Raw genomic sequence first — 26,134 nt, forward strand, 5'->3', positions numbered from 1 at the left:
CCTATTACTTTCTTCCCTTAATCATTAAAAACTCACCTAGATCTAAAGTTGCTTCCTTCTGATAGGACTTTATCTCCAAGTCAACGAGTGTTTCCCATGCATCTTTATTTTCATAAATCTCTTCAACACGATCTGATAATCCAGCTGATAAACATGGACTACTGCCTAACTTTATATCTTTAAAACCTATTTCCTTAAATAAATTCATAAGCTCACTGGCTTCAAAGAAATGTCTTGGCGGGTGAGCGACATCTGGATGACTTGGAAGATTACCAGTTTGGACAACTTCATCTACAAACCAATAATCTTTTCTTGCTAAAAAGTCAACTATATCAAATCCATTTCTACCAATGAGCGTCCTAATTACACCCAGTCTATTATTGACACTGATAAATACCTGACCACCTGGTTTCGTTACTCTGTATAATTCTTTTATGCCGTCTAAATAATTATCATAAAGATAACTTAAGGGTGCACCATAACAAACTGTAACATCAAAAGTATCATCCTCTATCATATCAAGATTTCCTATATCTCCAACTAAAGCTTTGTCCACATATGAACCTAAGTCATATTCATTCAACTTTTCTTCAGCAATTCTTATCTGCTCATCTGAGATATCAAGTAATGTTATGTGACAACCTCTTTTAGCAAAATCAACGGAAAACCGTCCACCACCACAACCAGCATCCAAAACTGTGATACCAGCTCCTAACTCCGCATCTAAAAAATCCATGTGCAATATGTAATTAAGTTTATCTTGTGGACTTCTAAAAAGTCTCTCCCATTCTTTTTCACCATATTTGTTATAAAAGTCTCTTGTAGATTCTGATTGATTCATTTAACTCTCCTCGTAGTCTTATTTTTAAGTTCAGCTTCAAGCCATGTAACCGCTTCTAGATAATCTGGATGAACAACCTTTAGTAAACCACCTTCTAGATTGTATTTCATATAAGCATAAATGGCCTCTTCTAAAGAATCCTCTAACAAGTCTTCAACCATCTTCTTGTAGGATGGTAATCCACTTTGATCCCATTCTATTTTATCTGCTATAAAAAGTAATTTATCAAGTTTACTAGCATCCTTCTTAAGGGTAGTATGGCAAGCTATCGCTGAGAGTATTTCTTGGTCATGAATATCAAATTGTATCTTTGCCATATGACTAGATGTTTTTTGATGAGCAATAAGAGGTAACTCGACTTCTTCTTTAATCAAATCAATATGATTGACCTTACAATACTCAACCCTTTTTATATTAGGAATTACGCCACTGATATCATGAAGTAGTGCAGCAATTTTAGCCTTTTCAGGATCATAGCCAAACTTTCTTGCTAATACTTGAATATAATCTGCAACTCGCTTGGTATGGTCCTTACATATTAGAAGGCCATACTCATTAAGAATAGCATCAACAGATACTTCTAAATCTTCATTTATGTATTCTGATAAGTCATATTCTTTAATCTTCATTCTTCCTCAATCCTATAAGTCTATTCAACATAAATAGCATCACCAGTCCCTGCTATTTTCGTAGCGATTAATCTATCATTTTCATCAAACACGTAGAAGTTCCAGTTAATCACGTCGTATTCTTTCTGAACAATCAGTGCATAACCATCTAATATATCTGTAAGATGATAAGCTGGATTTGAGTTTACAAACGCCTCTTTACTAACTTTCTCTAGTTTATCCTCAATTTGATTATCTTCAGGACCACAAATCACATAAGCCATTTCTGAGTCGTTTGTTTGAAAACCAATCATTAATTGTTCTTCTTCATCAGAATTACGAATATGTTCACCTATCACTGTAAAGGCTTCTCCTTCATCAAGATACTTTAACTTAGTGTTTGATTTTACTTTCCATAAGAAACCAAAGGACTTTTCTATCTTAGCAATACCACTCATTCTGGAATCTATATTTTTATAGAGTACAGCACTTCCATAAAAAGTTTCTTTTCTCAGTAAGATTTCAATGCTGTCATCTTTGTTCGTATTTGACTTTTTAATACTCGTTTCCTCACTAAAGCCATATTCTCTCGATAAAGTTCCAATTAATATAAAAATAGCCATCAGTATTACATATAAATATTTTCTTTTCATAAGTTAGTTCCTTAATCTTTCTAGTAAAACAAAAGTTTAATCTTCTTGCATCAGTGCTTGAGTCATTTGTCTTAGATAAACTTCTTTTGTGACATCTTCAAAACATAAGTGCAATTTTGTATAGAAGTCTTCATTAACAGCTTTTATCTTTTCTAGCTTTTTCTTATCTTTTACAAACCACAGATTGTTGAGGATAAAAAAATTATCGATACATGAATTAATAAATTTATGCTTCATATAAATATAGTTTATTCTATCACCTTTAATACACATCAAGTCCTCTAGTTCTTTATTAACTTTTGTAAGAATTTTTGCTCTTTCATCCATCCCTACTTTTCTCGGACCTTTACTATAATATTTCTTAGCCTCATCTATTAATGTATGAATATCTTTATTACAACTATAAAGTATTCTTGAGTTAGAAAGCATAGAAGTGATAGTGCCAAAATTGTCTTTTCTTTCATACTCCCTTATAACATGATAATACCAACTTACCGGAGCTATCATGAACTCTATATCCTTATCCATGAAGCTGTCTTTGACTCTTTTAAAACCATCATACTCACCAATGATACATAAATCTATATCGCTATCTTCTGTTTGATTTCCTGACGCATAAGACCCAACTAATAGAATAGTATCTAACTGGGGATACTTTTCTATGACATGACTAGTCAACTTGTTTATTATGTTTGATGTCATATTATCTCCAATGTGCTAATCCTTTTCTTTGTTACGATCAACATACGCTTCAACAAAATCTATATCCTTTTCCTCTAAAATAATATTTAGTAATTTAACAAAGAAGTCATGATCTTCATACTCAAAATTATTCACGCCATCAGGCATAAACCAGTGGTGGGTGCCATCATAATAGATTCTAACACCTATGGTCCACCCCCCCTTATCTTCAGTCTCTTCCTTTTCTATATAAGTACTCTTAGTAATCAACTCATAAATCTTTACTATTGTTTCTTCATCCTCTATCTCAATAAAAACACCTGTTGTACCATTAGCGACTTCCACTTTTTCAATTTCTTCAACTTCTAAGAATATGGGTTCATGAGAATCTTTACAAGAACACAGTATTAGAACAAGAAATATCATTAATATAATCTTTCTTTTCATACACTCCTCCAAACTTAACTACATGGTCTAAAAACAAATCCGAGTATAATGATCTATGATTCTATCCCCTCTAACTTCAATAATAGAGTTTAAAACTTGCATCTTTCTTTAGGTAATGATTTCAGAAAAAATTCCAGCCTATCCATTTTACTTTTCTTAAGTCTCACACTCAGCACTTGACCAGATTTTGCTGTAATATCAAGTGTAAAATCATCAAACCTGTGATATTTATCAAAGTCCCTCATATCATAAATCCTATGAGAAATTGATATTCTAGTATTGGAAACATAAATGCTCTTACTATGTATAAACATTAAAGAAAGCATGATTAAGGTCATAAAAGGTTCATTCCCATCTAAAGTATTGATCAGCAATAGCACTGAAGATAGAATAAGTAAACCAAGCACAAGTAGATCATGGAGAATATTCTGAAACTTACCTGTAGCATTTATTTTTTCCAACCCCAATTCACGGTGCTTGTGTTTTGATAAAAAATAATCTTTAACACAAACAATAGACAGACAAAATGTAATAAACTCGAGTATCTTCCTGTTTTCCTTGAAATTCGGTATAAGATGAAAATTAACACATGCAAAATAGATGAATAAGGGGATTACCACCAAGAAAATGAACGTGAATACAAAATTATATTTCCCATATATGCTGATTCCCTCTATATCCTTTGCATCTCTTTTTTCTATCAAATCAAAGAAGTATTTTTTCCCCATATTTTTTCATCCTATTCTTTCTAACTGTAAATATCTCTACAGGTTTTATTTCAAAGGATATTAATGTCTATAAATAGTTTAATCAATCACTTTCATTATCATAACTTAGTAAAGTGTATAAACAACCTTAAGGCTTCTAAATCAACATTATCTCCACCAGAATCATCAACGCCAGCAGTCATTATAATTCTGTATAGACCTTGGCCACCGTCTAGTGTAATGGTGCCGTTATAGTGATAATCCTTGTACGAAACCTCCTGAACATTTACTTGCTCAAAGACTTCTTTTATAGGATTAAACTTTTGAATACTGACTTCAAATGTATCACCATTAACAGCATGGTAATCATCATAAAACATTCTTACCTCGCCATCTATAACAACTTCATTAGATGTGGTTTCAGTATAGCCCTCTGAAGGTGTATTAAGAGAAAAGAAGGTATAATAACCGACCGGCCATTCTTTATCAATCACATGACTTTTATAATCAGGTTTTAAGTCTTTAAAAGACTTTACATATATGGTTCTTCTATCTTTGCCAGAATGGTCATTTCCTAATATAACAAGCTCAAAGTTATCAGTTTCTTTAAGAGGTATATAATACGATAGTTCATCGTAAACATTTAAAGTATTATTGAAAGGGATATTCTTATAATCATAAAAAGGCACTAGATATGTATCATTTCGTCTGATCATTTCTTGACCTTCATCAATGTTTAAAACCAAAAGCTCACCTTGTATGTCGTACTTATCATAATCAACAACTTCATATTCCTGATATGAAAACGAAATATCCTCGCTCATATAATCTTTATAAATTCTTGCACCTAATATCAAATCAGTATCCACTATAAATAAGTCATCATTTTTCTTGTGAAGCTCTACAAATTCTTGTCTTGTTTGTATGCCATTATAATATTCTGTATAAGTCCCATTATCTATGTCTATGATACAGGTATAATCACCTTTTATAAGCTTATAAGAATCTTCATCCTTTTCTACTGTAAAAGCAAACGCCTTATACAGATTTTCTAGAGATAAATAGATTTTATAGCCATTATTTGATCTATCGATATAGCCCAACTTAGCCTCATCATAGATAATTTCATCGTCTATTATTTTTGCCTTAAACGTATGATAGTCTCCATAATTAATATCAAGTGAAGACTGTCTTTTACTTGTGCTCAGCTTGTCTGGTGTAAAAGTAATTTTTCGTGCATTTTCATCCCATACCACTTGGCCAAGTTGATCTAAAGCATCTATGTAAATGGCTGTATAACCACCAATGTTAAAGGATTCGACTTCAAGGTCATTTATCATTGTTTTAATATCTGTATAGAGCACATCAGCTACAACCTCTCCGATTGTGTTAGAATCTTTCTCTACAAGAATCGGATCGACTTGATTCGTTATTTCACCTGATACACTCAGCCTTCTCTGTGATGAATCCCAGGTGACTTCAAAGCCATATTTTCTTAAGTCCTCAACAATAATTGCTGTTAAGCCATTGATATTCATAGAAGGAATTTCATGTCCATTAACAAAGGCTTTAATGTCAGTGGATAAAACATGATTAACAACTGTACCAATCTCTACTTGATCTGCATATACAGAAGAGATACATAATAACAATACCATTAAAACTATAACTTTTTTCATCACAAATCACCTTTTAATCATCATTCGTTGGCATATACCAGATCCTAAAGAATCTAGTAAACTGTCTTGTAGACACCACTAATGTGTTATCGCTGTTTTCTTTTATAAATATAAAACCAGACCCCGCTTGTTCTTTGAAGATCCAATCCTTTTCTTCCATATAGTCTTTAATCAACTTATGACTGTTTTCAGTCCTTGTTAGGTAATAAGCACCTGAATCATCTTCATGATATTTGACCATATCCTGATTTGTAAAGATCACTTTAAAACCACTCAATATGATTTTTCCAACATGGTCTTCTTGTCTTATGATGGGCATAATCATATCAAAAGAATAGTAAGATATGACCAGTACTATAATTAAAACTATCCACTTCTTATTTTTAGCCATAGAATCTCCTAACAAGCTATTCACTCTCTTTCAATTTTACAGCATAGTTCCATTTTATTACATAAACAAAAGATTAAATCCACAAAAAAACGGAGAAAACTCTCTCCGTTAACTTTTCTATCATCATAGTCAAGATTTAAGGTCTATATCAAGTCATTTTATACTTTAAAGATCTAGCCAATTTGCTCTCTTAAAACCCACCCAAACTCATCATCACGTTTAATGAGTACACATTCATCATATGTATCACAGACCAGAACGTCATCACCAACCTCAAGATTAAAGAACTTGTTAATATAATCAATTTTAGGCACCAGTGCTTCACCATTTTCCATAATCAATGAGTTAAATATTGAAAACTCTTGATTGGTATCCTTATGCTTACAAAGAGACATAAGATCATCACTTTCTATAACCTCAAACTCATATGAGGGATACTTTATATGGATGATCTCTTCATCTAAAAACTGATGACTTTTAACAATCTTCTTCATTTCAAAATCATTTTCTTGAACACACTCATAACTGATGACACCATCTTTTTTTTCAATGATCAATGCATTCAACTCAGGTGCATTTTTTACACCCATGCCCCCATCAATAGATATTATTTTCTTTTCATGGTTAAAGTAAGGCATATTGCTTAACTTATCCTCTCTAAGCATACATGCAGGCCAATGACCTACTACTGTTGTGATTTCGTTGATTTTAGAAAGACTGTTATAGTTGTCAAACTTAAGAAACTTGTGTTCATCCTTTTGAGTACATAGTTCACTGTCAAAGCCACCATGGACAAATCGAAAGTCATCTAGATATAAAATGATTGGCAATGATCTGATATAGTCAACTACGTGTCTGTATTCTTTATTTACAAATGCAAAGAAGTCATCACTGTCTTTAAAATCATCTATAGAAAGCTCGGCATCCTCTAGAAGACCATCTAATAAAGTTTCTAAATGGTCACCTTTTAAGTAATCATATATCTGATGAAACCTTTCTTTACTACCTGTGAAAATCTCCATTGAATACTCATGATTGCCTTTGAGTACAAAGGTTCTTTTTCTTTTACCCAAATCTTTAAGACACTTTAACGTCTGATAGCTGTTTTCACCCTTGTTGATAAAATCGCCTATGACGACCAAATAATCATCGTCAGTCAGATTTATTCTTTTGATAAGATTTGCAAAATGGCTTACATGACCATGTATATCACTTATTGCTATAATTCTGTAGTCGCCATCAGCTTTTAAATTTACTACTTTTTCCCCCATCATATTCTCCTAATTTAATATTTTATAATCACAGATAGCTATTTAGATGTTAATCTAATTAGATACTCGTCTAATATACACCAAAAATAAAAGTGAAGTCAATACATAAGGTGCATTTGCTTCACTTTCGATTTAATATATATGATTGAATGTCTCTCGATAATCCCATTACCTTATGATAATTCACTGAAAAATACTTGGTGTTTTGGTCTCTTTCGACGTGTAAAAGCCCAGCTTTTCTTAGTAAATCCATATGATGAGAAACCGTTGCTGTCGTTAAGTTCATTGCACTTGCAATGTCTTTACCACACATAGGCGAATGTTTAATCATACGCATGATTTCTAAGCGATTAGGATCCGCAAGAAGCTTCATGCCCTGACTAAGTCTCTCCTTGGTCTCTTCAAGTTTTTCTTTACTCTTTTTCACATTGTATATAAGAATGTTTTTTCTATCCGTCATGACTCTAAGTGACTTAAAAGGTCCAGAGCAAACAGGAATGAACTCATATTCCGACCAATCAAAAATGTTGTAAAAACTTTTACCCATCAGGCCTTGTCCATAACTTAAAGGATGTCTATTTTCAAGTTCTACTAACATCTGATTTTTCATTTGACTTATTTCATCTTGATGTGTATCAAAACGCTCTACCACACTTGGATCATTTACCAAGACTTCTTCAAGCAAGGCCTTAACTTTGTTAAGAAAAGCCGTATAATCCATCTCTTCGACTTCTTGAGTTTCGTAATCATTTGCCAGTAACATCTCATTTAACTTGTTTTCAGGTATTTCTGAGAGTGCCTTTAAATAATCATCTAGATGGTCCCTTTCATCTATATACAATATGGTATCTAGTATAAAGTAATAAATCCTACGTTTCTTGTTTCTGCTTTCTAGGCCAAACCAATCATCCCCGTATTTATTAGAAAAGATACTTAGAATACCTTCTAAGACCAGACTCTGTCTTACTTTTGTTATATGCGTATTCAACAGTTACCTCCAAACTTCAATACCAATTATCATATTATTTTACCATATGGCTTGAATTACAACAAACGCTATTCAACGACTTCACCCATGATTTCAACTCTACCACCATCAGGACATTTCCCAATAAACTTCTTAGCTTTATCATTACCATAATCAAGGATACCACCATTCATAAGAACATACACACTTGGATAAATACACTGCCATAACTCATGACATATTGGCGGACACAAATCGCCTACAATATGTTCCTCACCTTCGTGATGGTAGCCACATCTACAGTTAGCATCAGTTATCGTCAATTTAACTTTCATTACTCCTCCTTTATTCAAGTCAATAATCTCATTTTATGAATACAGTCATAGATGAATCATATTATCTCCAATGTTTCATTTATTAATAATAACATGCTTTTGGTACTCACCCTCATACGGTGTCGTTCCATCGAAAACGTTTTTATATGAACACATCCAAGTAGGTATGAATCCACTCTTGAAGGCAACAGCCTGAGAGGCTATGTTAGAAGAAGCAGTACCGTAATAGGGCACACGCCCTTCTTCGATTATCTTAATTGCCAGATCACTTACTAAAGCAGTTGCCAACCCCAAGTTTCTATACTTAGGAAGTACATCAATACCAATCTGCCACATGGCTTCACTATCTGCTGAAGCACCTGCAATGGCAACAATCACATCATTATGCAATGCACATAATGCTATAACATCTGGCCTTGGGTGGTTTGGATTATACATCAATGCGTTTTCGAAACCAGACAACTTATAGAGTTCATGTATTTCTGCATTTCTTTTCTCAATAAAATCAAATTTACGATGGCTCTTATATCTTTTTAGTTTCTTTGGGTCAGGTATATAATAAATAGACTGACCATATAAAAATGGGGCATTAAATATATCATCTCTTGATTTAGATTGTAGCGCTGGTTTTATATAATCAATAATAGCTTTATCAGCAGAAACCACCACACTCTTTCCCATAGTCACAACTTCTAGAAAGGGCTCTTGTCTATCAAAGAGTCTTCTGCCTTCATTGAGTCTTGCCTCACAATATCTGGTTTCATCACCATCAAAGTCACTAACAAGACAGTTCATATCAAGTGCTAACTGTTTTTTTACAATATCCATCATCATTTTTTTGTTCATATTCATCTCCAAACGATGTCATATTGGGGAAACTTCCCTAATCCTCTATCTTTTCTAACTCAAAATAGCTCATTTCATTTTCATCTTTGATATGTCTAAAACCAAGTTTTCTTAGAATATGTTTACTTCTTTCATTCCTAAAGGTAGCATCTGCCAATATCTTATCAAGATTCAACGCATTAAATGCATAATTAATTATGAGATTTTCAGCTTCAGTTCCATAACCTTTTCCTTTAACAGAATCATCTTTCAAATGGATACTTAAAGTCGCATGCTTTTTACTGTAATCAATATACTTGAGTTGAATCTCACCAATTACCTTATCATTGACTAAAATTGCAAAAATCCTCCTATTCGATTCAGAAGTTTTAAGTTCAAAATAATCATCGACTATACCTTGATCATATGAGTATTCATCATATGTCATTTGAGAATCCGGTACATAGCCTCTATAAAAATCGTGACAAAGCTCATTTGTGTATGGTACTAAAGTTACTAACTTTCCTTTAATCATGTCGCCTCCTGCATGCTCTGTTTGGTCAAATTTTTCTATAATTACACCTCATGTTTGTAACAAAGTAGTTGATTTATAAGAATAAATAATGAGATTTCTATGCAATGTTCCTACAAACACGACCTAATCATAACATATAATCAAAGCTTGATTTCTTTACTAAACAGCTATAAAAATAATTGCCAGATGCTTATTTCAACTGACAATTACAATTACGAGTTAATAATTCTTTCTGCTCTTTTCACCAGTTGAATGACATAATCTTCATGTGAATATTTCTTGTTCTGATTTCGGTATTGCCATCCTACTTCAAAAGCAAGTCTACCAGCATAGTTGATCTTATGTAACTCCTCCCTTATTCTTTTCCAGTTCTCTTTGCCATCAAATGGCAGCATATGAAGATCCTCAACACAATTATTGTCAGTTAGATGTAGACCTTCAACTCTATTTGAGTACTTTAACAAGAGTCTTTCCTCTTCAGGCATCAACATCTCATGACCATTATCATAGCAAAACTTCAAACTTGGCGAGTCAACTCCATTAAATATAAAGTCTAAATACTTAGAACTTGCAACATTTTCTAGAAGGATTTTAACATTCTTCTTTTCAGCGTGATCAGCTAACCTCTTATAGGAATCCAAAGCAGCTAGACTTACTTTGATACTTGACTGCCATCCGACAGGATGCATGACTATTTTCTCTATTTCGTGATCACTACAATCAGATATATGTTGCATATACCAGCGAAGGACATCTTCTCTTTCATGACTGTCTTTCCATAGTCCATCAATCATATGATAAGGAACATGTACGTTTTCTATTTCCAAACCAGTTTTTCGTGCATGTTCTGGAAAGGTATGTACTGAGTTTTCAAACTTATCTTTATACCAAAATAACATCACACCGCTTATACCAAACATCTTCATCAATCTAAGCTGGTCGTATACAGGTAAGTCAATTATTGAATTTGTATGCATTGCAATATTCATGTTACCTCCCTTAGATTACCATATAAGTGGTCTACACACATTACTAGTCTAACTACATCATAATACAAACAACTAACCAATTGTACCAGTATTACATATTTCCTTTTAATACATATCCTTTATTTCTATAAACTCATCTACAATATCAAAGACTTCTTCATTGTGACTAATTAAAAGGATTATTTTTTTACTCTTCATGGCTTGTAACTCATTCTTTAATTGTCTTATACCTTCTGCATCCATGGCAGATACAGGCTCATCTAGGATTAAAACTTCTGAGCCCTTTAGTAAAGCTCTTAACACAGCTATTTTTTGCTTTTCACCGCCTGAGAGCGTTTGAGCATCTTCTAAATCAAGTATTTCTTCTATATCAAATACAGCCTTATCGTCTGAGCTTGTTTGCAAGCCTCTATATAAGTTATCTTTAACCGATATCCTCTGCATTTGTGGTTCTTGTAAAACGACTGAAATCAAATGCTTTCTGGCATGTCTCATATCAAGGTCTTTTAACTCATGACCATTGTATCTTATAGCCCCACAGTAGTCATGATTTAGACCAAGGATCAGGTCTACAAGTGTTGTTTTACCATGACCATTTTTTCCTTTCAAGCAGTAAATTTTGCCCCTAGTAAGGACTAAATCTAAAGATGAAATCAAACGCTTGGATTCATCATATGAAAAGCTCAGATCCTTAATTTCAAGGTTATGGATATCCTCTAAAACTAGGTCACCATTTGCTTCATCAGGCATATCTAAAAACTCATGTAACCTATTATATGATACTTTGGCATGTTGGTACTCTTGTCCTAACTTTAAAAATGATTCTGTATTAATTAAACACATATTGGTATAAGTTGAAACCAAGATCAACTGACCTATGCTCATCTTATCTAGGGTAAACAAATAACCTCCCAGTAAAATGCTTAAGATTAGACTTATGTTCTTAGATAAAGTACCTATATTGCTAATTGACGCCATAACCTTGTAGACTTGAATCCCCTTATTCAGTAAGTTGTTAAAGTTCTGGTTCACCTGATGACCAGATATATCATACCAGGCATGAATCTTAGTTTCCTTTATGTTTGACAAACGATCGTTATTGGACGAATAGTAAAGATTGTGGATTTCTCTATACTCATAGCCTCTTTTATATATAAGTTTATGAAAGACTAAAATACCTAGTGTATTGATAAATACAGCCAGAAAAACAACTGGGAGCATAAGCTTTTGAATCGAGGCTATAAGCCCTAATAATACCAAGCTGCTTAGAGACATAATAATTGCTACTGAAAAGTTTTCATGGACAAAGGTTACAGCCGTTATAATATCATTAAACAACCTTCGATTGAGGTATGAAGGATTTTCTTTCTGAGTGACTTTAAGGGGCAAAGATTCTAGTTTTTTATCTAACTCATCAAGAAAATCATTGTTGACTTTGGATATAAGGTATTCTGAATAGACATGCTTTATAAAAGATGCTATCAGTAAAACAACCAATGCTAAAGTTATGATAAGAACCGGCTCTAAGACCACACTAAAGGTTCCAGTCAACGTTATGTTATCGACAAACTGACTGAACATATAAGGTATCAGCATTTCACATGCATATACAATAATTAAAAGTACATTTACAAGTATAAAAAGACCTTTGTACTTAAGTGATTTTCTTACAATACTCATTATCATAAAGTGCTCCATTTCATTTTCTAACCACTGGCAATACAATTACTAAAACTGCTTACCAGAAACTTCTTAAATAAATTCTATAGGAAATTCTCGAAAATGTTAGACCTTACTTTTGATATGTGCTATTATCACAATAAGGGGTTCAAATGAGCCCCTGTTTTATTTTTTTCATATAAAAAAGCCTGTATAGGCTTTTAAGAAAATAATCTAATGGAAAAATCTGATTAACTCATATTTAGGCATGCTTTTTATTACTTTTAAATCACTTGAAAGCATGGATTTCAAAACCTGTGAATAACTCAACTCCTTATCATTTGACAAGACGATAGCACCTCCTTTTTTATTGTTGCTATCTAATATCAGCAAATATGAATAAGGCTCCTTTTGCTGATCATTTACGCAGTCACTAAATGAATAGTACTTGCCATCAACGTAATATAAGTCATTGTAGTAGGTGCTATCACTACTAGAGAAATAAGTACGTGTTCGAATGCTAGCATCCTTCTCATCTAAAGCCCTTTGAAGAAACACATCCCACAGTGCCTGATTTCCAACAACTTCACTGTCGTTCACTATTAGGAGACCATCTTTCTCAGCATCTTCTGCTGAGTACTCTAAAGGCATGTCCTCAAATCCCTTGTAATAACCATTCACATCAAAGGAAAAGTGCAAATTATCAATAGGATTACTCGAAGTACACGACAACAACATTACCATGCAAATGACTAAGGATAAGCCATTCATAATTCTTTTCATGACGCTCTCCATATCTATTTAAAACAAACCACCATTATATTTCTTTTGAACACGGTAGATCATAAACAAGCCAACAATAATAGAGACTACAAAATAAATCCAGCTGTAACTACTGCCTGTAACTGAATCACTGATACCAGTCAAAATCATACCAATCCCCATTATGATTAAAGCTATACCCATCCCCTTAGTATAAGGCGCTTTATTTTCTTCAGATACTTTAGTATGGTGATAGGAATGAATCAACTCAATCTTTTCTTTCTTCCAAGTCATCCAGCCAAGACCAAGAAAGAATATCCCTAAAATTAATGAAAATATTAAAGTGAACATAGGTCCTCCTCTTTACTAACTTCTTTTAGAAACTAATCTACCCACTTTTCATGCTTTGCAAACGGCTACCAGACTATCATTTATTTTCAAAGCAAGATGCAAGTGAGTTCGAAATACATCATTTCATGATTATTTGCTGTACTTGTTATAAGCAGTCAAGCCACCAAGTCTAATGCGATCAAGCTCTTCAAAAGTGAATACCTTACTATTAAACAAGTTTAGATATTCATCTGAAACACTAGCATTGAATATAGCCAAATCGTCTGTATTGATGGTCACAGCTACACCTGCATCTACCAAATGCCTTATGGGATGTTTCTCATAACTTTCTACTCTACTCAAAAGAATATTGCTTGTAGGACATACATTTAAGATAATCTTATTGTCTCTTAAATAAGCCATGACTTCTTTTGAATCAGCAGCAGCTATACCATGGTGTACTTCGTCCAGTTCTAGAAGTTCTACTGCATGTCGTACGTCATTTGCTGAACCGAATTCTCCTACATGCACTTTAAGCATTAAACCTTTTGATCGTGCATATCTATAAAGAGGGACATACTTGTCTAAAGGACCTGACATTTCATTACCACATACATCTAAGGATTTAAACCAGCCAGATGACAATAACTCTTTCATTTGACAGATTTCATTATCTGTAATATCTGACCTAAGCAAAGACAGTTCAGGAATAAACTCATATGCTTCAATATGCTTTTTCTTTAAAGCATCCATCGTATTAATGAAATTCTCTATACCACCTAAGGCAACCACTTCTCCTGGTCCAAAGCTCAAGGCTAACTTTTGAATGTTATCTCTAGCCGCTTGTCTAAACGCTGCTTCTACCCGGTATAAATACCCCTCAGTTCCCTTAGGACAATTGGCTTTAACATTTTCTTCAAACCACTGCTGCATTTCATTCAAGGTCTTAAAAGGCTTTTGTAAAGGTCTAATTCTTAATGATAAATCCTCAATCCTACCACCTCTACCAGCATGATTATGAAGGTCAGATTTAGGGACTATCGAAATAATAGAAAGGTCACTTTCATGAAGTCCTTTATAAAACACATCTCTTGAAACTATACTTTTTTGACTATTCATCTACTACTATTCTCCTGTTAAACTCATTGCTTACTTAAGTTATCAATACCATGTCCACAGTAACAATACTTTCTTTAGGAACTATAATTTTTCTTTAGTAAATGTCATTGTGACAACTTGAACCAGCTCATAATGGCTTAACGATTCAGGTTCATAGTAGTAATCTAAAGTCATACGATGTAAGGACGAATCTGAATTATAAACCATTAATGCAATGGGAATTTCTTTTTCAAGTTCAATTTTCTTCTTGTTCTCAAGAAATAAGACACCAGAAGCATTTATTTCATCCTCTAAAAGAATCTTCTCAGTTTGGAACTTAACTCTTCCCCCAGAGTTAATATGGCAATCAATAGCATAATCCTCTTTTAAAAGTAATGAAATATTGCCACTTAAATAATCCATCACATCTCTATCTTCACCTAATGATATACCGCTAGCCCCGATGACATGCCATGATAAGTCATTAGCTAATGTGTAAATATTTATATTTAGAGTAATTGCCTCGATTGGTGCTTCAAAGTCTACAATTAGTGTGTTACGTTCAAGTCCTAAGTTCTTAAGTAACTCTAGCTCGCTATCGTCATACTCATGTGGAAAAAGACCTTCTTTTACTTCTTCATTTGTATCAAAAGATGCCTGACAAGCCAGCAAACCTAAAGTAATTACTACAATTGTTATAAGTTTATTTTTATTCTCATATCATTTCCTCAACTACTGATTCAATATCTCAAGCGTAACATAAGTTATATCTTCTTCAGACTGGAACTTAAAATAAATGAATTCATCAAAGTGTTGTTTTTTCTTTTCATTACTCATTAGACTTTTCACAATCAAACCATTTTCTACTTCTCTAACTTCATAGTACTTTATGATTCTATAAAAATCGATTAGTTGTTTCTTGTCACCTTTGATTTCATATTGCTGTCCTACAAGTAACTTCATATTTGAGTAATCTATATCCTCTATAAGGTATATAGGTATCATGATATCTTGTACAAAATTAGATTGATTGGTTAAAACAATATAAGGACTTAACAATTGGAATCGATTTTCTGATTTAAGCGGAACAATGACATAAGGTATTACCACATCATCTTTTAAGGTATTAATAAGAATCGTTTCACCAACAATTTCAATATCTCTTATACTTTCATCTAAATCCATTTCAGTAAAAAGGTCTACCATATCTCTTAAATCTAGCTCAGTTTCAAAGATTGTGGCTTCAAATCTACTGGGATCTATTTGACATTCAAGAGGTAAAACAACTTGATTACGATAGAAAAAATCTCTTGCTCTTATTTCATCAGATTGTGTAAAACCACCACATGCAACTAGGGTAATAAGCATCAGAAGAACTACAATAATAGTACATACTTTCAGCGTTTTCATTTCAAACCTCCTGACATAAACATAAGATATATCTGTCTAACATCACCTATAAGATTTCAAAATGTCTATTAGGATAGTCAAATAACCATGACTTACCTTGTAAGACATCATATCCTAAGAGACCTGAAATGTTATCTCTTGATGAAGGAAATAGGTCTCTATCAATTACTGAGATATGCTTAAGTTCAACTTCTTTATTATTAATCTCAAAGTTAAACTCTTTTAGTATTTTCACCTTTTCTTCACTGTCACCATCTAGGCCTGAAAACACATCTGTAGACATGATAGTATCATCTATTCGATTATACATATACTTACTAAAGACACTTTCAGTATGACCTGTATCAAATCCAAAGAATAAATGACTGTCATTATGCTTCACCTTTACTATAGGCATATTGTCCCAGTCCTCTAGGTTATTTAAACTTTTATTTTCTTTTGAATGACCAAAGTGTAAGGTTCTAGAAACATGGTCATAGTTCCAAGAAAATTTTGATATAAAACTCCAGCCAATAAAACCGTCACATGATAACTCATTCCCCTCTTGATCTACACCAAAACATAAGGCAGCATCATCGACTACAACCACATCAAGTTCATTTATCAAGAAGTCTCCTAATTTTATATTAGTAACACTATGAAGATTAGCACTCATTTGATTGCCTGCAGTACCTTTTCCACTTATTTCTTTATCGTTAGATTTTGACTGAAACTTCCTTGCTGCAGATTCAGAAAGAACACTAATAGATGCTCCAGTATCAAATACAAGAGATATGATTTCATTGTCTTTTTCAAAGTCAATTAGCAAAAGATTAGCTAATTGCTTATCAGATTTTTCTACTCTATATGTCTGTTTCAAAGTTCTCTCCTTGTCATTAATTAAACGATACGATTTTGTAAGTAATAAAGTTATCTCCTCTTAGTTCTTTATCAGGACTATAAAATAATGCTATCTTTGTGACATCAAACGATATGGATTCATCTCTGTTTTTCAAATTTTCTAAGTATCTCACGAATAAATCTTCTTTATTTGATTCATAAGCTATGGTCGAGTGAAACTTAAATGTATCGCCATCATAACCATTCATAGGTATCTCAAATAGATCTAAAAGCTCTCTATTTAATTTATTATGTAATGTCCATAAGTTTTCACTTTCTTCAATTTCGTACCAAAGAATCTGTTTGTTGATTGAATCGTTATTTATAAGACATAAGTCTATCTTATTAAGAACAACACTAAATGGCTTCATGCTTTTAGACAGTTGATCAAAATAGTTTTCGATTTCATCAATCTTGTCTATCTCAAATGATTGTTTCAATGAAATATGCTGTGGTAGTCTTGATGACATTGTATCAATATCATACTTCTGTGATAAATCAAAGACGATCTTTCTGCTCTTATTTTGAATCAAATCATCTGTTAATAATGCAATGCAAATGTACATAAACTGCTCCTATATTGGACCATACTCTAAAAAGTTATTTACTTAAACATCGTTTGAATGTCTATCTAGTGGCACATATGGTCTTTTTTCATAAACATAGTTTATATGTCCGTCATTCCTAGTGAAACCAGCACTTGTGATGGTGTTTTTTTCAGCTTCTTCAAAGGCAATAGTTGAAACAAAATGAGCGCCCATATCTAATAGTTCATTGATTGTTCTCTTTCCCAGTTCAGCTGCAATACCAAAGTCATCTTTTTCAATAATAGACCCATTATCGTATTCTAGATTTTGACCTTGATATTCTATGCCTATACAAAACTCAACAAGATCTGCAGTCACACCATCAAACATAGATCTAGAAATTCCAATTAATTTATCACCATCGAATGCAGCAACTATTAGACTTGTAAAAGACAATACTCTTGTTGCAATGTCGATACCATAGCCTTCTTCACATATTGAATTTTCCTGATAAAAATCAAAAAGTTCTTGTTTCAAAATTTTAGGATTCACTTTATAAGTGATTGTTCTGTCCATAAGTCCATCTCTTTCATCTACTTTTTTTGAAGAAAACTCAGTCTTTCTTTTAAAGATTCACTCGTTAATCTTATGAAATCATTTAACTCATCTTCTGATAAATATAGACCAGGACGCTTTGGCCTAGCTTCATCTGTCAGGTAATATTTCTTTATTTCCTCGATTCTATATGTAAAAGCACCTTTAGGAAAATAGTCCAAATAGTCATCAGACGCATTTATATTTTTAAATGTATCAGTCATTATATTCGACGAGTTCTTCTTTAAATACTCAAAATCTAAACCATACCAATCTTTTTTTACTTCCCAAGTAAACTTAGGATTATTTTTTAGTTCCTTATCTAGAACTTCATTTTTTCTTCTATTTTCACGTATCAACTCAGACCACATAAAGTCAGTCAGAAGATGACAATAATAGCCTAGTAAAAAGGATTGTTCCTCTGTTAAAATCTCAAACTTTTCACCTTCTAAATGACTGGTCCAAAATGCGTCTGGATTGATTTTCATCTTCATAGACCTATTAAGGTCTTTATCACATTTCCAATGTGATATATCTTTAGATGGTGTAAAGACTGACCAATCTTCATTCGGCACACCTGAGTCTGGTGCAATATTTCCTACTAAAAATGTTTCTACTGGAAGATCAAAATCTTCTAATAGGTTTTCTGCAATTCTTAAATGCGTCATCCACGTTGCCATCTTATGCTCCTTTATTAGTATCTATCTTCTGCCATAACTTCTTGAATGCAGTCTTTTCTTCAATCAATTCTACCGCTTCTATAATTTTAGTCGCGCAAGTCTCACTTGAATCATCAAATGTGTTTACTGTAAGATCGTATATCGAATCTAAATCACCAACCAAATCATCATCAAGATAATCAAGTTCAAGTTTTCTACCTCTACTTCTGTCTCCACGTTCATCATGTCTACGCTTTACTTCCTTATACGGACATGTCACATGCACATACAACAAAGGATAATCATGAAACAGCTCTAAACATTTTGTTAGTGTTTCTTCAGCTAAAAATAGTTGAGGTCCCTTCCATTTAACAAATGCAGCATCAACAATCACATTAACACCTAAATCAACGTACAGCTTTACTATATGCGGAAAAAGTGATACTGGGTCTTTTCCTTCTTCAAAGTACTTTGCTGGATGTTGACTCATATCTGTAAATGACATGAAGTTGTCTACATTTAGCCAATGAAATGGTTCATTTATCATCTTTTGTATCGTTCGAGACAATGTAGATTTGCCTGCACTTGAAACACCATTTAGAAATATGATTTTTCCCTTGTTCATTTATTACTCCTTCTTTAGTCAGCAAACTTTATTTCTTATCTTAAACTTTTCTTCTGTATTCCAGGTAGTCACCTAAGATACATGTAATGGTGCTACTTAGATTTTTTGGAATCTCATCAATATCAAAGAATCGAGCATCCCTACCTTCAGTTTTTTCCACTGTTATTTCTCCACTATAATCATCGCTGATATAAGTTGTCGTAACATTATAGACTTCATTACCGTCAGGATACTTATAATACAGTTCTTGACCTGAATACACATTAAATAGCTTAAGCATATTACAATTTAAATTAACTTCTTCAAAGACTTCTCTTTTAGCAGTCTCTTCAAGCGATTCACCTAACTCCATAGCCCCACCTGGTAGTCCCCACCAGTCTCTATCAGTCCTATGATGTAGTAATATCAGTCCATGTTCATTTTCAATAATTACATTAGCACCACACATGATAATCGGCTGTGTGCCTATGTATTTCCTAAGGTTTCCTATATAATCCATAATCATTACTTCCTAAAGTTTAAATATTTATATATGCTATACTTTTTCTACCAAGTCGCCATACTTCTTATAAATAGAATTTTGTGGTATAGCCCCTCTAACCATTGAAAGAGGATATATATTTGAGTTTCTACCAACTACAGAACCGGGATTCAAAACTGCATTTGACCCTACTTCTACATAATCACCTAAAATTGTACCAAACTTTCTCAGGCCAGTTTCTATTGTTAAACCTTGAGATTTTACAGAAACATTGCTTTTATCCGACTTCATATTAGAAGTAATACTACCAGCACCCATATGAGATTTATAACCTAATATTGAGTCGCCGACATAATTGAAATGGGGCACCTGAACCTCATTGAATAAAATAGCATTCTTAAGTTCACTTGAGTTGCCTACAATAGAACTTTTACCGACTATTACACCGCCTCTTATAAAAGCACAATGCCTGATCTCTGCATCATGATCTATAATGGTAGGACCTTCAATGAATGCTGTGGGAGTAACTTTAGCAGTTTTTGATATCCATACATACTCAGATACCTTGTCATAATCATCTAACGATAATGCCATACCTAATTCAGTGATATAATCTGATATTTTAGGTATAGCTTGCCATGGATACTCAAGTCCATCAAACAATCCTGCTGATATTGTTTCTTTTAAATCCAGTAAATTCTTTATCTTTAAATCCATTTAAACACTCACCTTTTCTTAACTATAGATACTTTCGTATAACCTCTAGTCCGATTTCTCTTTACTTCCTTGATGTCATTCTCATGCTAACAATAAATCTAAGTTAATGGTTTTCTTCCCATCAAAACGAGTGTTGGTGTTATGTTAAAATCCCATAGATTCTCTTCAGATTCTATCATTTTAACTCTTCTAGCGAATCTTTCTGATATCAAGATCTCCAGTTCCTTAAACTCCTTGTTTGTAATCGTATCAGGGTTTTCAATTAAGGACATATGAATAAACTCCATAAGACTTTTTTTCTCGCTTTCAAGAATTTGGACTTTATATTTTTGACTATTTCTATAGTCATCCAAGCATATCGTATAAGGTACTGCATCTATCTGCAAATCTGTAAAACCAACATTTTCCATTGTTCGTAAGATTTGCTGAGGATTAGCAGAATACAGCGCAACTTGGTTTTCCTCATTTAGCACCTTTAAAGTAACACTTACCTTATCCAGTAATTCTATTTCTCTTTCTACTGGGTTAATCCCCTCTTCACTTCTAATAGCCACATCAGCTCTTGTATTAAAAACAATGACTCCACCACCTGGCTTTAAAAGTCTATACTGCTCACTAAGGAACTCTTGATTAGGTAAATGCTCTATTACAGTATGAGATGTACAAACATCAAAACACGCATCATTAAATCCAGTATCTAAAGCATCTCCTTGACAGTATACTAACTTATCATAGCTTTCTTTATCAGCTTGACTTTTACAATATTCGATAAACTTATTATCAAAATCAAGTCCTACAATTTTCATATTAGGATAGAAAGATGCTAATCTCCTACTAAAAGTACCAGGTCCACATCCTAGTTCTAAGACTTTATCTGTTTCATTTAAGTTAATTACATCCAAAATATGCTTGAAAGTTTTTTCTGTGAATCTTACTTCTCTATTCAAGTTTAAGGTATCTATCCCTTGTATTTTTGTAGACCATGTTTGGCTCATCTAATCCTCCCTAACAATTTATATTTATGATGAAATCTTAAGTCTATAAAATAAAGTCTATATTCCTTAGATTTCTTAAAAAACCACATTCTATTCTCTATAAAAAAAAGGCTCAACTTCATCTTTATTGATTTCTATTACTTTTATACCCGTCGTTACTAAAGTATATGTATCTTCGGTCTCAGAGTCGATCCACCACCATCTAAATTCACCAGCATTTTTCAACCGGACTTCTACATATTTCTTTGATTCTAAATCTTCAAAATATCCTACATCTTCTTTCTTTATCCAGCCAGTATGTAGAAGATTTGCATCTACCAACAAAACTTTCTCAACATGATACCATTCACCATATTCGCCTATAAGTCTGACAACATTACCTTTATGAAGACTCTGATTTATCTTTGAATCAACTTTTGGCGTTAATAACAGATCCTTTTCATTAATGACATACCTATGTTGGATTGGATTTGCAAACTCCCTATAGGTATTACCATGTTCCTGAAGATACCATGTAGGTATCAATCCATCTATTGATATTCTAGTTAAGTCCTCACCTACGCTATCCATAACTTTAATAGTTGTCAAACCTGATTCAAGAGAATGCTCAAGTGCATATTCATTAATAACAAATGTTGGTCCCCATGCAGGAACTTCCGCATAATCATTTAAAATACTATAAGAAGAGTAGATAGGAGGTACAGGTTTATTCTCTGGTAGTATAGGGATATTCTTTGCTTCTAAATTCATAAGTACCTGATCTTTTTCTATAATTTCTTGCTCAATGTTTTCAATTATCTTCTCTTTTTCACTTATCGCTTGTTCTAAGTCTGTGATTATCGTCTCTTTTTCTCGCAGTTCTGAGTTAATGAGTTCAACTTCACTTTTGTAATGTTCTAAGCTTGTAATCTTGTTCTTTAACTCATTATTCATTTCAGAAATTTCATTATTTTTGATAAAACTAAAAACAAAGGCCATAGTAAGTACTATAAGACAAGCAATAACAATCAATCTTTTCAATTTCATGACATCCCTTCAATTCATGTAGATTAAGTGATTCATTCAAATAATATGAGATGAAGTCTCATTCCTATAAAATGAAATTCAAATGTTCAGTTTTATTTAAGTATTCAATCCATGGTGAACGCTCTACATAACTAACCTTATGTATAGATGTATCATCACATGCAAATGCAATATCTGTTCTTATAGGTAAGTTAAGTACAACTTGAAGAATCATGTTGATAGTGCCGCCATGTGCCACGACACAGATATTCTCTGTATCAGTCTCATTTATTAGCTCAGCAATAAAGGTCTCGACTCTTGCCCTAAAGCTAATCCTCGATTCTCCTCCTGCATTAGTCTGATAGTATTTGATACCACCTTTTGGAATGGGATATTTCTCATCAGCTTCTACTCTTGACATGCCAGCTAACAAGCCATTGTCTTTTTCCATTAACTCTTCTTTGAATATAAGTTCTGTAGAAGTTGCTTCAGAAAGCATCATAGCTGTCTTACTCGCTCTTTTTAGAGTACTTGAAAATATTACATCGATTCTTTCATTTTCTTTGATCCAATCACATAAATGTTTTACTTGCAAAATACCTTTATCAGTTAGCGGAAAGTCTGCTCGTCCTTCTAAAACATTTAAGACATCAGCCTCTGATTGACCATGTCTTATTAATATCAAATTCATCTATATCCTCTTTCTTAACTAGAACTCTTGAATGACTATAAGCTCATCACTTAGATTATCAAACAACAAATCACCTCTATTAACAATCAAATAATATTTATCATTAATACTCATCTGGTTTTTAAAGGTATTTATATATATAAGCTTCTCTTCATTTTCAACTAAATCAATTTTATAGGTTCTTTCTGAACTATTACCTGTCATAAAATTACCGATTGGAAATTTCACTAGAGTCATATCCTTCAACTCATCAAACAATATTTCAATGCCTTTTGGTGTTAACTCATAGGATGTAACTTTCTGATCTACGCCTGGATAAACTACTATAAAATCTCTTACAGCTAGTTTGCTCTTATCAAAATTATGACTGATTACCCAAGAAGCTTTCATTGGCATAAGAAATATAATGATGCAAATGATAGTAACCGCAAAGACAATACGTTTTTTCATTAGCTTTTCTCCTTTGAAAACAGATCAGTTTTCTCAAAATAATACCTCATATCAAGCATGTCTTTATGTTGATAAAAACCAAACAAATGGGTATGTTCAAAATACTCATCTTCATCATCTTTTATATCATGAAAGTAACTTGCTTCTTTTGCCATGTATAAAAAGCCAAGCCTATTAGAAGAAACCATTAAACAACTCTTTCTTTTATTCACATGTAAAGCCCCTCTTAAGTTCCACCAGTTCTCATGATTATATGTGACCTTAGGCACTGTAATGTCTATGGTTTCATACTTTTTATACTTAATCATCTTAATCATCTGTGACACTTTTTTGCTACTTGCTTGAGTATATTGGAAATTAGAGATGATTAAATCTAGGTGAAATTCTGTAGAGGTCGGATACCATTCATGAAACTTTTCAACTGGTGGTGAATTATCCTTAATCCTTATGATACAGTTTTCTTTCATGCTTACAGATGCAATCTTTAAAACACTTTCTAGAAAATCATATCCATCTGCATTAGCAAGAATAACAGGTGTATCACCTTGAGGATAGATAATTCTCAATTGACTAGGAACATCTATTACATCGTATAATCTAAATGCTTTTGATTCTAACTGTAACTCATAAACTTGAAACTTCAATACTACCTCTTCTCTAAGTATAAGATGCTAATTATTATTCAAAATGTTATCCTTGTTATCAAAATATGCTTTATACAGAACTGGGATAAAATCATCAAAAATCTTATATTGATCTCTATTATCTAAATAGATTTCTAACTGACTGATAGTAAAATCACTTAAGTAAAAACCTTGTCTGATATCTCTTTTTCTTTCTGCATCTGCACTGGCTTGATTGATAAAATCTCTTTTTGCAAAATAGGTAATAGATCTTATAATTTGCTCGTTAAAAAAAGTTTCCACACTACCATAATGGTTCATGGTCATTTTCTCTTTTACAGGCTCATATAATTCTTGTAAATCATATGCTTCAATTAAGTCTAGGTTGTCTCTAGTAAGCGGATTTACATAGGAATGACCAAACTCATGAACTGTAATCGCCAAAGGATTTACAGAAAATTTAGCCTTCTTAGAAGAGTTGCCATCCTCTCTAAGTACAAAATAAGAGAATTCTTCATTTTCACTAACTATATTTATGCCATATCCACCACCAGGAAACATTGAAGGCGCTAGTATGGTTGAGAAATTATCTTTTCTGTAACCATAAAAATTTTCCATCCAATTAAAGTATGACTCAAACTCAAATCCAGCTTTTACTTGAGTAAGCATATCATCATAATCAACTTTATGATTTATATAGAACTCATGGAAGTTACTTTCCTCAGCTAAGTTTGATAAAGCTATTCTAAATTCATCTAATTTAGCTTCACTCTCTACTCTTTCCAAAAGTATTTCACCATAATCATGGTCCTTATTTAGTAAAGGTAAGTCTCTATGACATAATATAAAGTGAACTGGTGCATCATAAGTAAAACCTTCCTGAGTCAGTTCTTCTGCAATACTTATTGCCTTATGATCTTTATAGTCATCAAAGAAAGCTTTAAGCTCTTGAAAGTACAGGTTTCCATCTCCCTTAGGACCACGTTTATTCATCCATGTAGTTTGACTGAGTACGCCAGCCATAAACTCGACTCTTTCATCAATAAAAATAAACTCGTTCTCTTCAGACACTTTAACTTCAGATACTTTATCATCTGAAATATCATTCTCACTAACATTTCTTACGGATTTATCAGAACACCCAATCAGTAAAAGCATAAAAATTGCTGCTAATAAAACTTTATACGTTTTCATTAATTATCTCCTAGATATACTGAAAAACTAAAATCAGTTGGATCGCCTTAACTCATCTAGCAACTGTTTCATTCTCTTTTCATCAACATATAACTTTATATAATTTACATCATCATCGTGAAACGAATGTACTAAGATACCATCTTCTACAAGATACAGGTAACGCTTTTTATGCTCATCAACAAGTGTCATATAATATATAATATGATCATCTTCAGGGCTAGTATTATCTTTGATTTCTTTTATGAAATGATACTCTAAACCTTTCAAAATTGCGTAGCTTTCTTTAAAATCTTCATTACTTATTTCTTTTGGTTCAGACAAGATAAGACTTTTCTCTATTCTTATCCGTTGAAAGTTTGAATCTACATCAAACTCAAGATAATCTATCACTCTCTTAGCAGAAAATGAATAAGAGATACCTTGATGGTTAAGAAGAATAACAACCAAAAGCAAATAAAATATTAGAATCACACTAACGATTTTTAACAATTTCATTTTGCACA

General features: G+C 32.8%; 34 protein-coding genes. All 34 read right to left on the bottom strand.

All coding sequences use genetic code 11. The features are described 5' to 3' along the window. Nucleotides 1–4 precede the first annotated feature (4 nt). On the bottom strand, nucleotides 5–841 hold the full coding sequence (locus tag EZV73_RS01670) for a class I SAM-dependent methyltransferase (protein WP_240837698.1): 837 nt from the start codon (nucleotides 839–841) through the stop codon (nucleotides 5–7). Beyond that, entirely contained in the window at nucleotides 838–1,470 is a 633-nt protein-coding gene (gene yqeK, locus EZV73_RS01675; RefSeq protein ID WP_240837700.1) for a bis(5'-nucleosyl)-tetraphosphatase (symmetrical) YqeK, read from the bottom strand. The genes EZV73_RS01670 and yqeK overlap by 4 nt, the downstream gene beginning before the upstream one ends. 20 nt (nucleotides 1,471–1,490) lie before the next feature. Continuing rightward, on the bottom strand, nucleotides 1,491–2,102 hold the full coding sequence (locus EZV73_RS01680) for a hypothetical protein (protein ID WP_240837702.1): 612 nt from the start codon (nucleotides 2,100–2,102) through the stop codon (nucleotides 1,491–1,493). Between the two features lie 36 nt (nucleotides 2,103–2,138). Further along, nucleotides 2,139–2,804 (bottom strand): nucleotidyltransferase domain-containing protein, encoded by a 666-nt coding sequence (locus EZV73_RS01685; protein WP_240837704.1) that lies wholly within the window; start codon nucleotides 2,802–2,804, stop codon nucleotides 2,139–2,141. 15 nt (nucleotides 2,805–2,819) lie between these two features. Continuing rightward, nucleotides 2,820–3,230: a hypothetical protein gene (locus tag EZV73_RS01690; RefSeq protein ID WP_240837706.1), complete on the bottom strand. Its 411-nt coding sequence runs from the start codon at nucleotides 3,228–3,230 to the stop codon at nucleotides 2,820–2,822. Nucleotides 3,231–3,319: 89 nt separating this feature from the next. Further along, nucleotides 3,320–3,958, bottom strand: a complete 639-nt coding sequence (locus EZV73_RS01695; RefSeq protein WP_240837708.1) for a hypothetical protein — start codon at nucleotides 3,956–3,958, stop codon at nucleotides 3,320–3,322. 98 nt (nucleotides 3,959–4,056) lie between these two features. Beyond that, nucleotides 4,057–5,616, bottom strand: a complete 1,560-nt coding sequence (locus tag EZV73_RS01700; RefSeq protein ID WP_240837710.1) for a hypothetical protein — start codon at nucleotides 5,614–5,616, stop codon at nucleotides 4,057–4,059. 13 nt (nucleotides 5,617–5,629) lie between these two features. Beyond that, nucleotides 5,630–6,007 (bottom strand): hypothetical protein, encoded by a 378-nt coding sequence (locus tag EZV73_RS01705; protein WP_240837712.1) that lies wholly within the window; start codon nucleotides 6,005–6,007, stop codon nucleotides 5,630–5,632. 173 nt (nucleotides 6,008–6,180) lie between these two features. Then, entirely contained in the window at nucleotides 6,181–7,278 is a 1,098-nt protein-coding gene (locus EZV73_RS01710) for a metallophosphoesterase (protein ID WP_240837714.1), read from the bottom strand. A 121-nt stretch (nucleotides 7,279–7,399) separates the two neighbouring features. Further along, nucleotides 7,400–8,266: a helix-turn-helix transcriptional regulator gene (locus tag EZV73_RS01715; RefSeq protein ID WP_240837716.1), complete on the bottom strand. Its 867-nt coding sequence runs from the start codon at nucleotides 8,264–8,266 to the stop codon at nucleotides 7,400–7,402. Between the two features lie 68 nt (nucleotides 8,267–8,334). Continuing rightward, nucleotides 8,335–8,580, bottom strand: coding sequence for a TIGR04076 family protein (locus tag EZV73_RS01720; protein WP_240837718.1), 246 nt, complete (start codon nucleotides 8,578–8,580; stop codon nucleotides 8,335–8,337). Between the two features lie 75 nt (nucleotides 8,581–8,655). Next, a complete protein-coding gene (locus EZV73_RS01725) occupies nucleotides 8,656–9,426 on the bottom strand; it encodes a GNAT family N-acetyltransferase (RefSeq protein WP_240837720.1) in 771 nt (256 codons plus the stop codon). Between the two features lie 37 nt (nucleotides 9,427–9,463). Then, the gene (locus EZV73_RS01730) at nucleotides 9,464–9,940 is read right to left on the bottom strand and encodes a GNAT family N-acetyltransferase (RefSeq protein ID WP_240837722.1); all 477 of its coding nucleotides are present in this window, start codon (nucleotides 9,938–9,940) and stop codon (nucleotides 9,464–9,466) included. Nucleotides 9,941–10,152: 212 nt separating this feature from the next. Next, nucleotides 10,153–10,929: a sugar phosphate isomerase/epimerase gene (locus tag EZV73_RS01735; RefSeq protein WP_240837724.1), complete on the bottom strand. Its 777-nt coding sequence runs from the start codon at nucleotides 10,927–10,929 to the stop codon at nucleotides 10,153–10,155. 105 nt (nucleotides 10,930–11,034) lie between these two features. Then, nucleotides 11,035–12,615: an ABC transporter ATP-binding protein gene (locus tag EZV73_RS01740; protein ID WP_240837726.1), complete on the bottom strand. Its 1,581-nt coding sequence runs from the start codon at nucleotides 12,613–12,615 to the stop codon at nucleotides 11,035–11,037. 207 nt (nucleotides 12,616–12,822) lie between these two features. Further along, entirely contained in the window at nucleotides 12,823–13,371 is a 549-nt protein-coding gene (locus EZV73_RS01745) for a hypothetical protein (protein WP_240837727.1), read from the bottom strand. Nucleotides 13,372–13,389: 18 nt separating this feature from the next. Next, nucleotides 13,390–13,701 carry a DUF3784 domain-containing protein gene (locus tag EZV73_RS01750; protein ID WP_240837728.1) on the bottom strand — a complete coding sequence of 104 codons (312 nt, stop codon included), beginning with the start codon at nucleotides 13,699–13,701 and terminating at the stop codon, nucleotides 13,390–13,392. 129 nt (nucleotides 13,702–13,830) lie between these two features. Continuing rightward, nucleotides 13,831–14,799 (bottom strand): adenosine deaminase, encoded by a 969-nt coding sequence (locus EZV73_RS01755; protein ID WP_240837729.1) that lies wholly within the window; start codon nucleotides 14,797–14,799, stop codon nucleotides 13,831–13,833. 81 nt (nucleotides 14,800–14,880) lie between these two features. Further along, nucleotides 14,881–15,450 (bottom strand): hypothetical protein, encoded by a 570-nt coding sequence (locus EZV73_RS01760; RefSeq protein ID WP_240837730.1) that lies wholly within the window; start codon nucleotides 15,448–15,450, stop codon nucleotides 14,881–14,883. Between the two features lie 60 nt (nucleotides 15,451–15,510). Further along, the gene (locus EZV73_RS01765; protein ID WP_240837731.1) at nucleotides 15,511–16,188 is read right to left on the bottom strand and encodes a hypothetical protein; all 678 of its coding nucleotides are present in this window, start codon (nucleotides 16,186–16,188) and stop codon (nucleotides 15,511–15,513) included. Between the two features lie 46 nt (nucleotides 16,189–16,234). Continuing rightward, nucleotides 16,235–17,047 carry a retropepsin-like aspartic protease gene (locus tag EZV73_RS01770; protein ID WP_240837732.1) on the bottom strand — a complete coding sequence of 271 codons (813 nt, stop codon included), beginning with the start codon at nucleotides 17,045–17,047 and terminating at the stop codon, nucleotides 16,235–16,237. 16 nt (nucleotides 17,048–17,063) lie between these two features. Next, entirely contained in the window at nucleotides 17,064–17,633 is a 570-nt protein-coding gene (locus tag EZV73_RS01775; RefSeq protein WP_240837733.1) for a 2'-5' RNA ligase family protein, read from the bottom strand. 42 nt (nucleotides 17,634–17,675) lie between these two features. Continuing rightward, on the bottom strand, nucleotides 17,676–18,170 hold the full coding sequence (locus tag EZV73_RS01780) for a hypothetical protein (protein ID WP_240837734.1): 495 nt from the start codon (nucleotides 18,168–18,170) through the stop codon (nucleotides 17,676–17,678). A gap of 17 nt (nucleotides 18,171–18,187) precedes the next feature. Continuing rightward, on the bottom strand, nucleotides 18,188–18,868 hold the full coding sequence (locus tag EZV73_RS01785) for a zinc dependent phospholipase C family protein (protein ID WP_240837735.1): 681 nt from the start codon (nucleotides 18,866–18,868) through the stop codon (nucleotides 18,188–18,190). Between the two features lies 1 nt (nucleotide 18,869). Continuing rightward, nucleotides 18,870–19,472, bottom strand: a complete 603-nt coding sequence (locus EZV73_RS01790) for an AAA family ATPase (protein ID WP_240837736.1) — start codon at nucleotides 19,470–19,472, stop codon at nucleotides 18,870–18,872. Nucleotides 19,473–19,512: 40 nt separating this feature from the next. Further along, on the bottom strand, nucleotides 19,513–19,971 hold the full coding sequence (locus tag EZV73_RS01795; protein ID WP_240837737.1) for an NUDIX hydrolase: 459 nt from the start codon (nucleotides 19,969–19,971) through the stop codon (nucleotides 19,513–19,515). A 36-nt stretch (nucleotides 19,972–20,007) separates the two neighbouring features. Then, on the bottom strand, nucleotides 20,008–20,670 hold the full coding sequence (locus EZV73_RS01800) for a UDP-N-acetylglucosamine pyrophosphorylase (protein WP_240837738.1): 663 nt from the start codon (nucleotides 20,668–20,670) through the stop codon (nucleotides 20,008–20,010). A gap of 98 nt (nucleotides 20,671–20,768) precedes the next feature. Next, nucleotides 20,769–21,665 (bottom strand): class I SAM-dependent methyltransferase, encoded by an 897-nt coding sequence (locus EZV73_RS01805; protein WP_240837739.1) that lies wholly within the window; start codon nucleotides 21,663–21,665, stop codon nucleotides 20,769–20,771. Between the two features lie 90 nt (nucleotides 21,666–21,755). Then, nucleotides 21,756–22,691 carry a hypothetical protein gene (locus EZV73_RS01810; RefSeq protein ID WP_240837740.1) on the bottom strand — a complete coding sequence of 312 codons (936 nt, stop codon included), beginning with the start codon at nucleotides 22,689–22,691 and terminating at the stop codon, nucleotides 21,756–21,758. Nucleotides 22,692–22,755: 64 nt separating this feature from the next. Beyond that, nucleotides 22,756–23,361 (bottom strand): histidine phosphatase family protein, encoded by a 606-nt coding sequence (locus EZV73_RS01815; RefSeq protein ID WP_240837741.1) that lies wholly within the window; start codon nucleotides 23,359–23,361, stop codon nucleotides 22,756–22,758. A gap of 18 nt (nucleotides 23,362–23,379) precedes the next feature. Then, nucleotides 23,380–23,811 carry a hypothetical protein gene (locus tag EZV73_RS01820; protein ID WP_240837742.1) on the bottom strand — a complete coding sequence of 144 codons (432 nt, stop codon included), beginning with the start codon at nucleotides 23,809–23,811 and terminating at the stop codon, nucleotides 23,380–23,382. Beyond that, complete coding sequence (locus EZV73_RS01825; protein WP_240837743.1) at nucleotides 23,811–24,455, bottom strand: hypothetical protein; 645 nt, start codon at nucleotides 24,453–24,455, stop codon at nucleotides 23,811–23,813. Before EZV73_RS01825 ends, EZV73_RS01820 begins: the two co-directional genes overlap by 1 nt. A 27-nt stretch (nucleotides 24,456–24,482) precedes the next feature. Next, entirely contained in the window at nucleotides 24,483–25,628 is a 1,146-nt protein-coding gene (locus EZV73_RS01830) for a DUF4932 domain-containing protein (RefSeq protein WP_240837745.1), read from the bottom strand. Nucleotides 25,629–25,661: 33 nt separating this feature from the next. Then, nucleotides 25,662–26,126 (bottom strand): hypothetical protein, encoded by a 465-nt coding sequence (locus tag EZV73_RS01835; protein ID WP_240837746.1) that lies wholly within the window; start codon nucleotides 26,124–26,126, stop codon nucleotides 25,662–25,664. Nucleotides 26,127–26,134 lie beyond the last annotated feature (8 nt).

This window comes from Acidaminobacter sp. JC074, from assembly GCF_022496765.1.
In the GTDB taxonomy this organism is placed as follows: domain Bacteria; phylum Bacillota; class Clostridia; order Peptostreptococcales; family Acidaminobacteraceae; genus JABXKX01.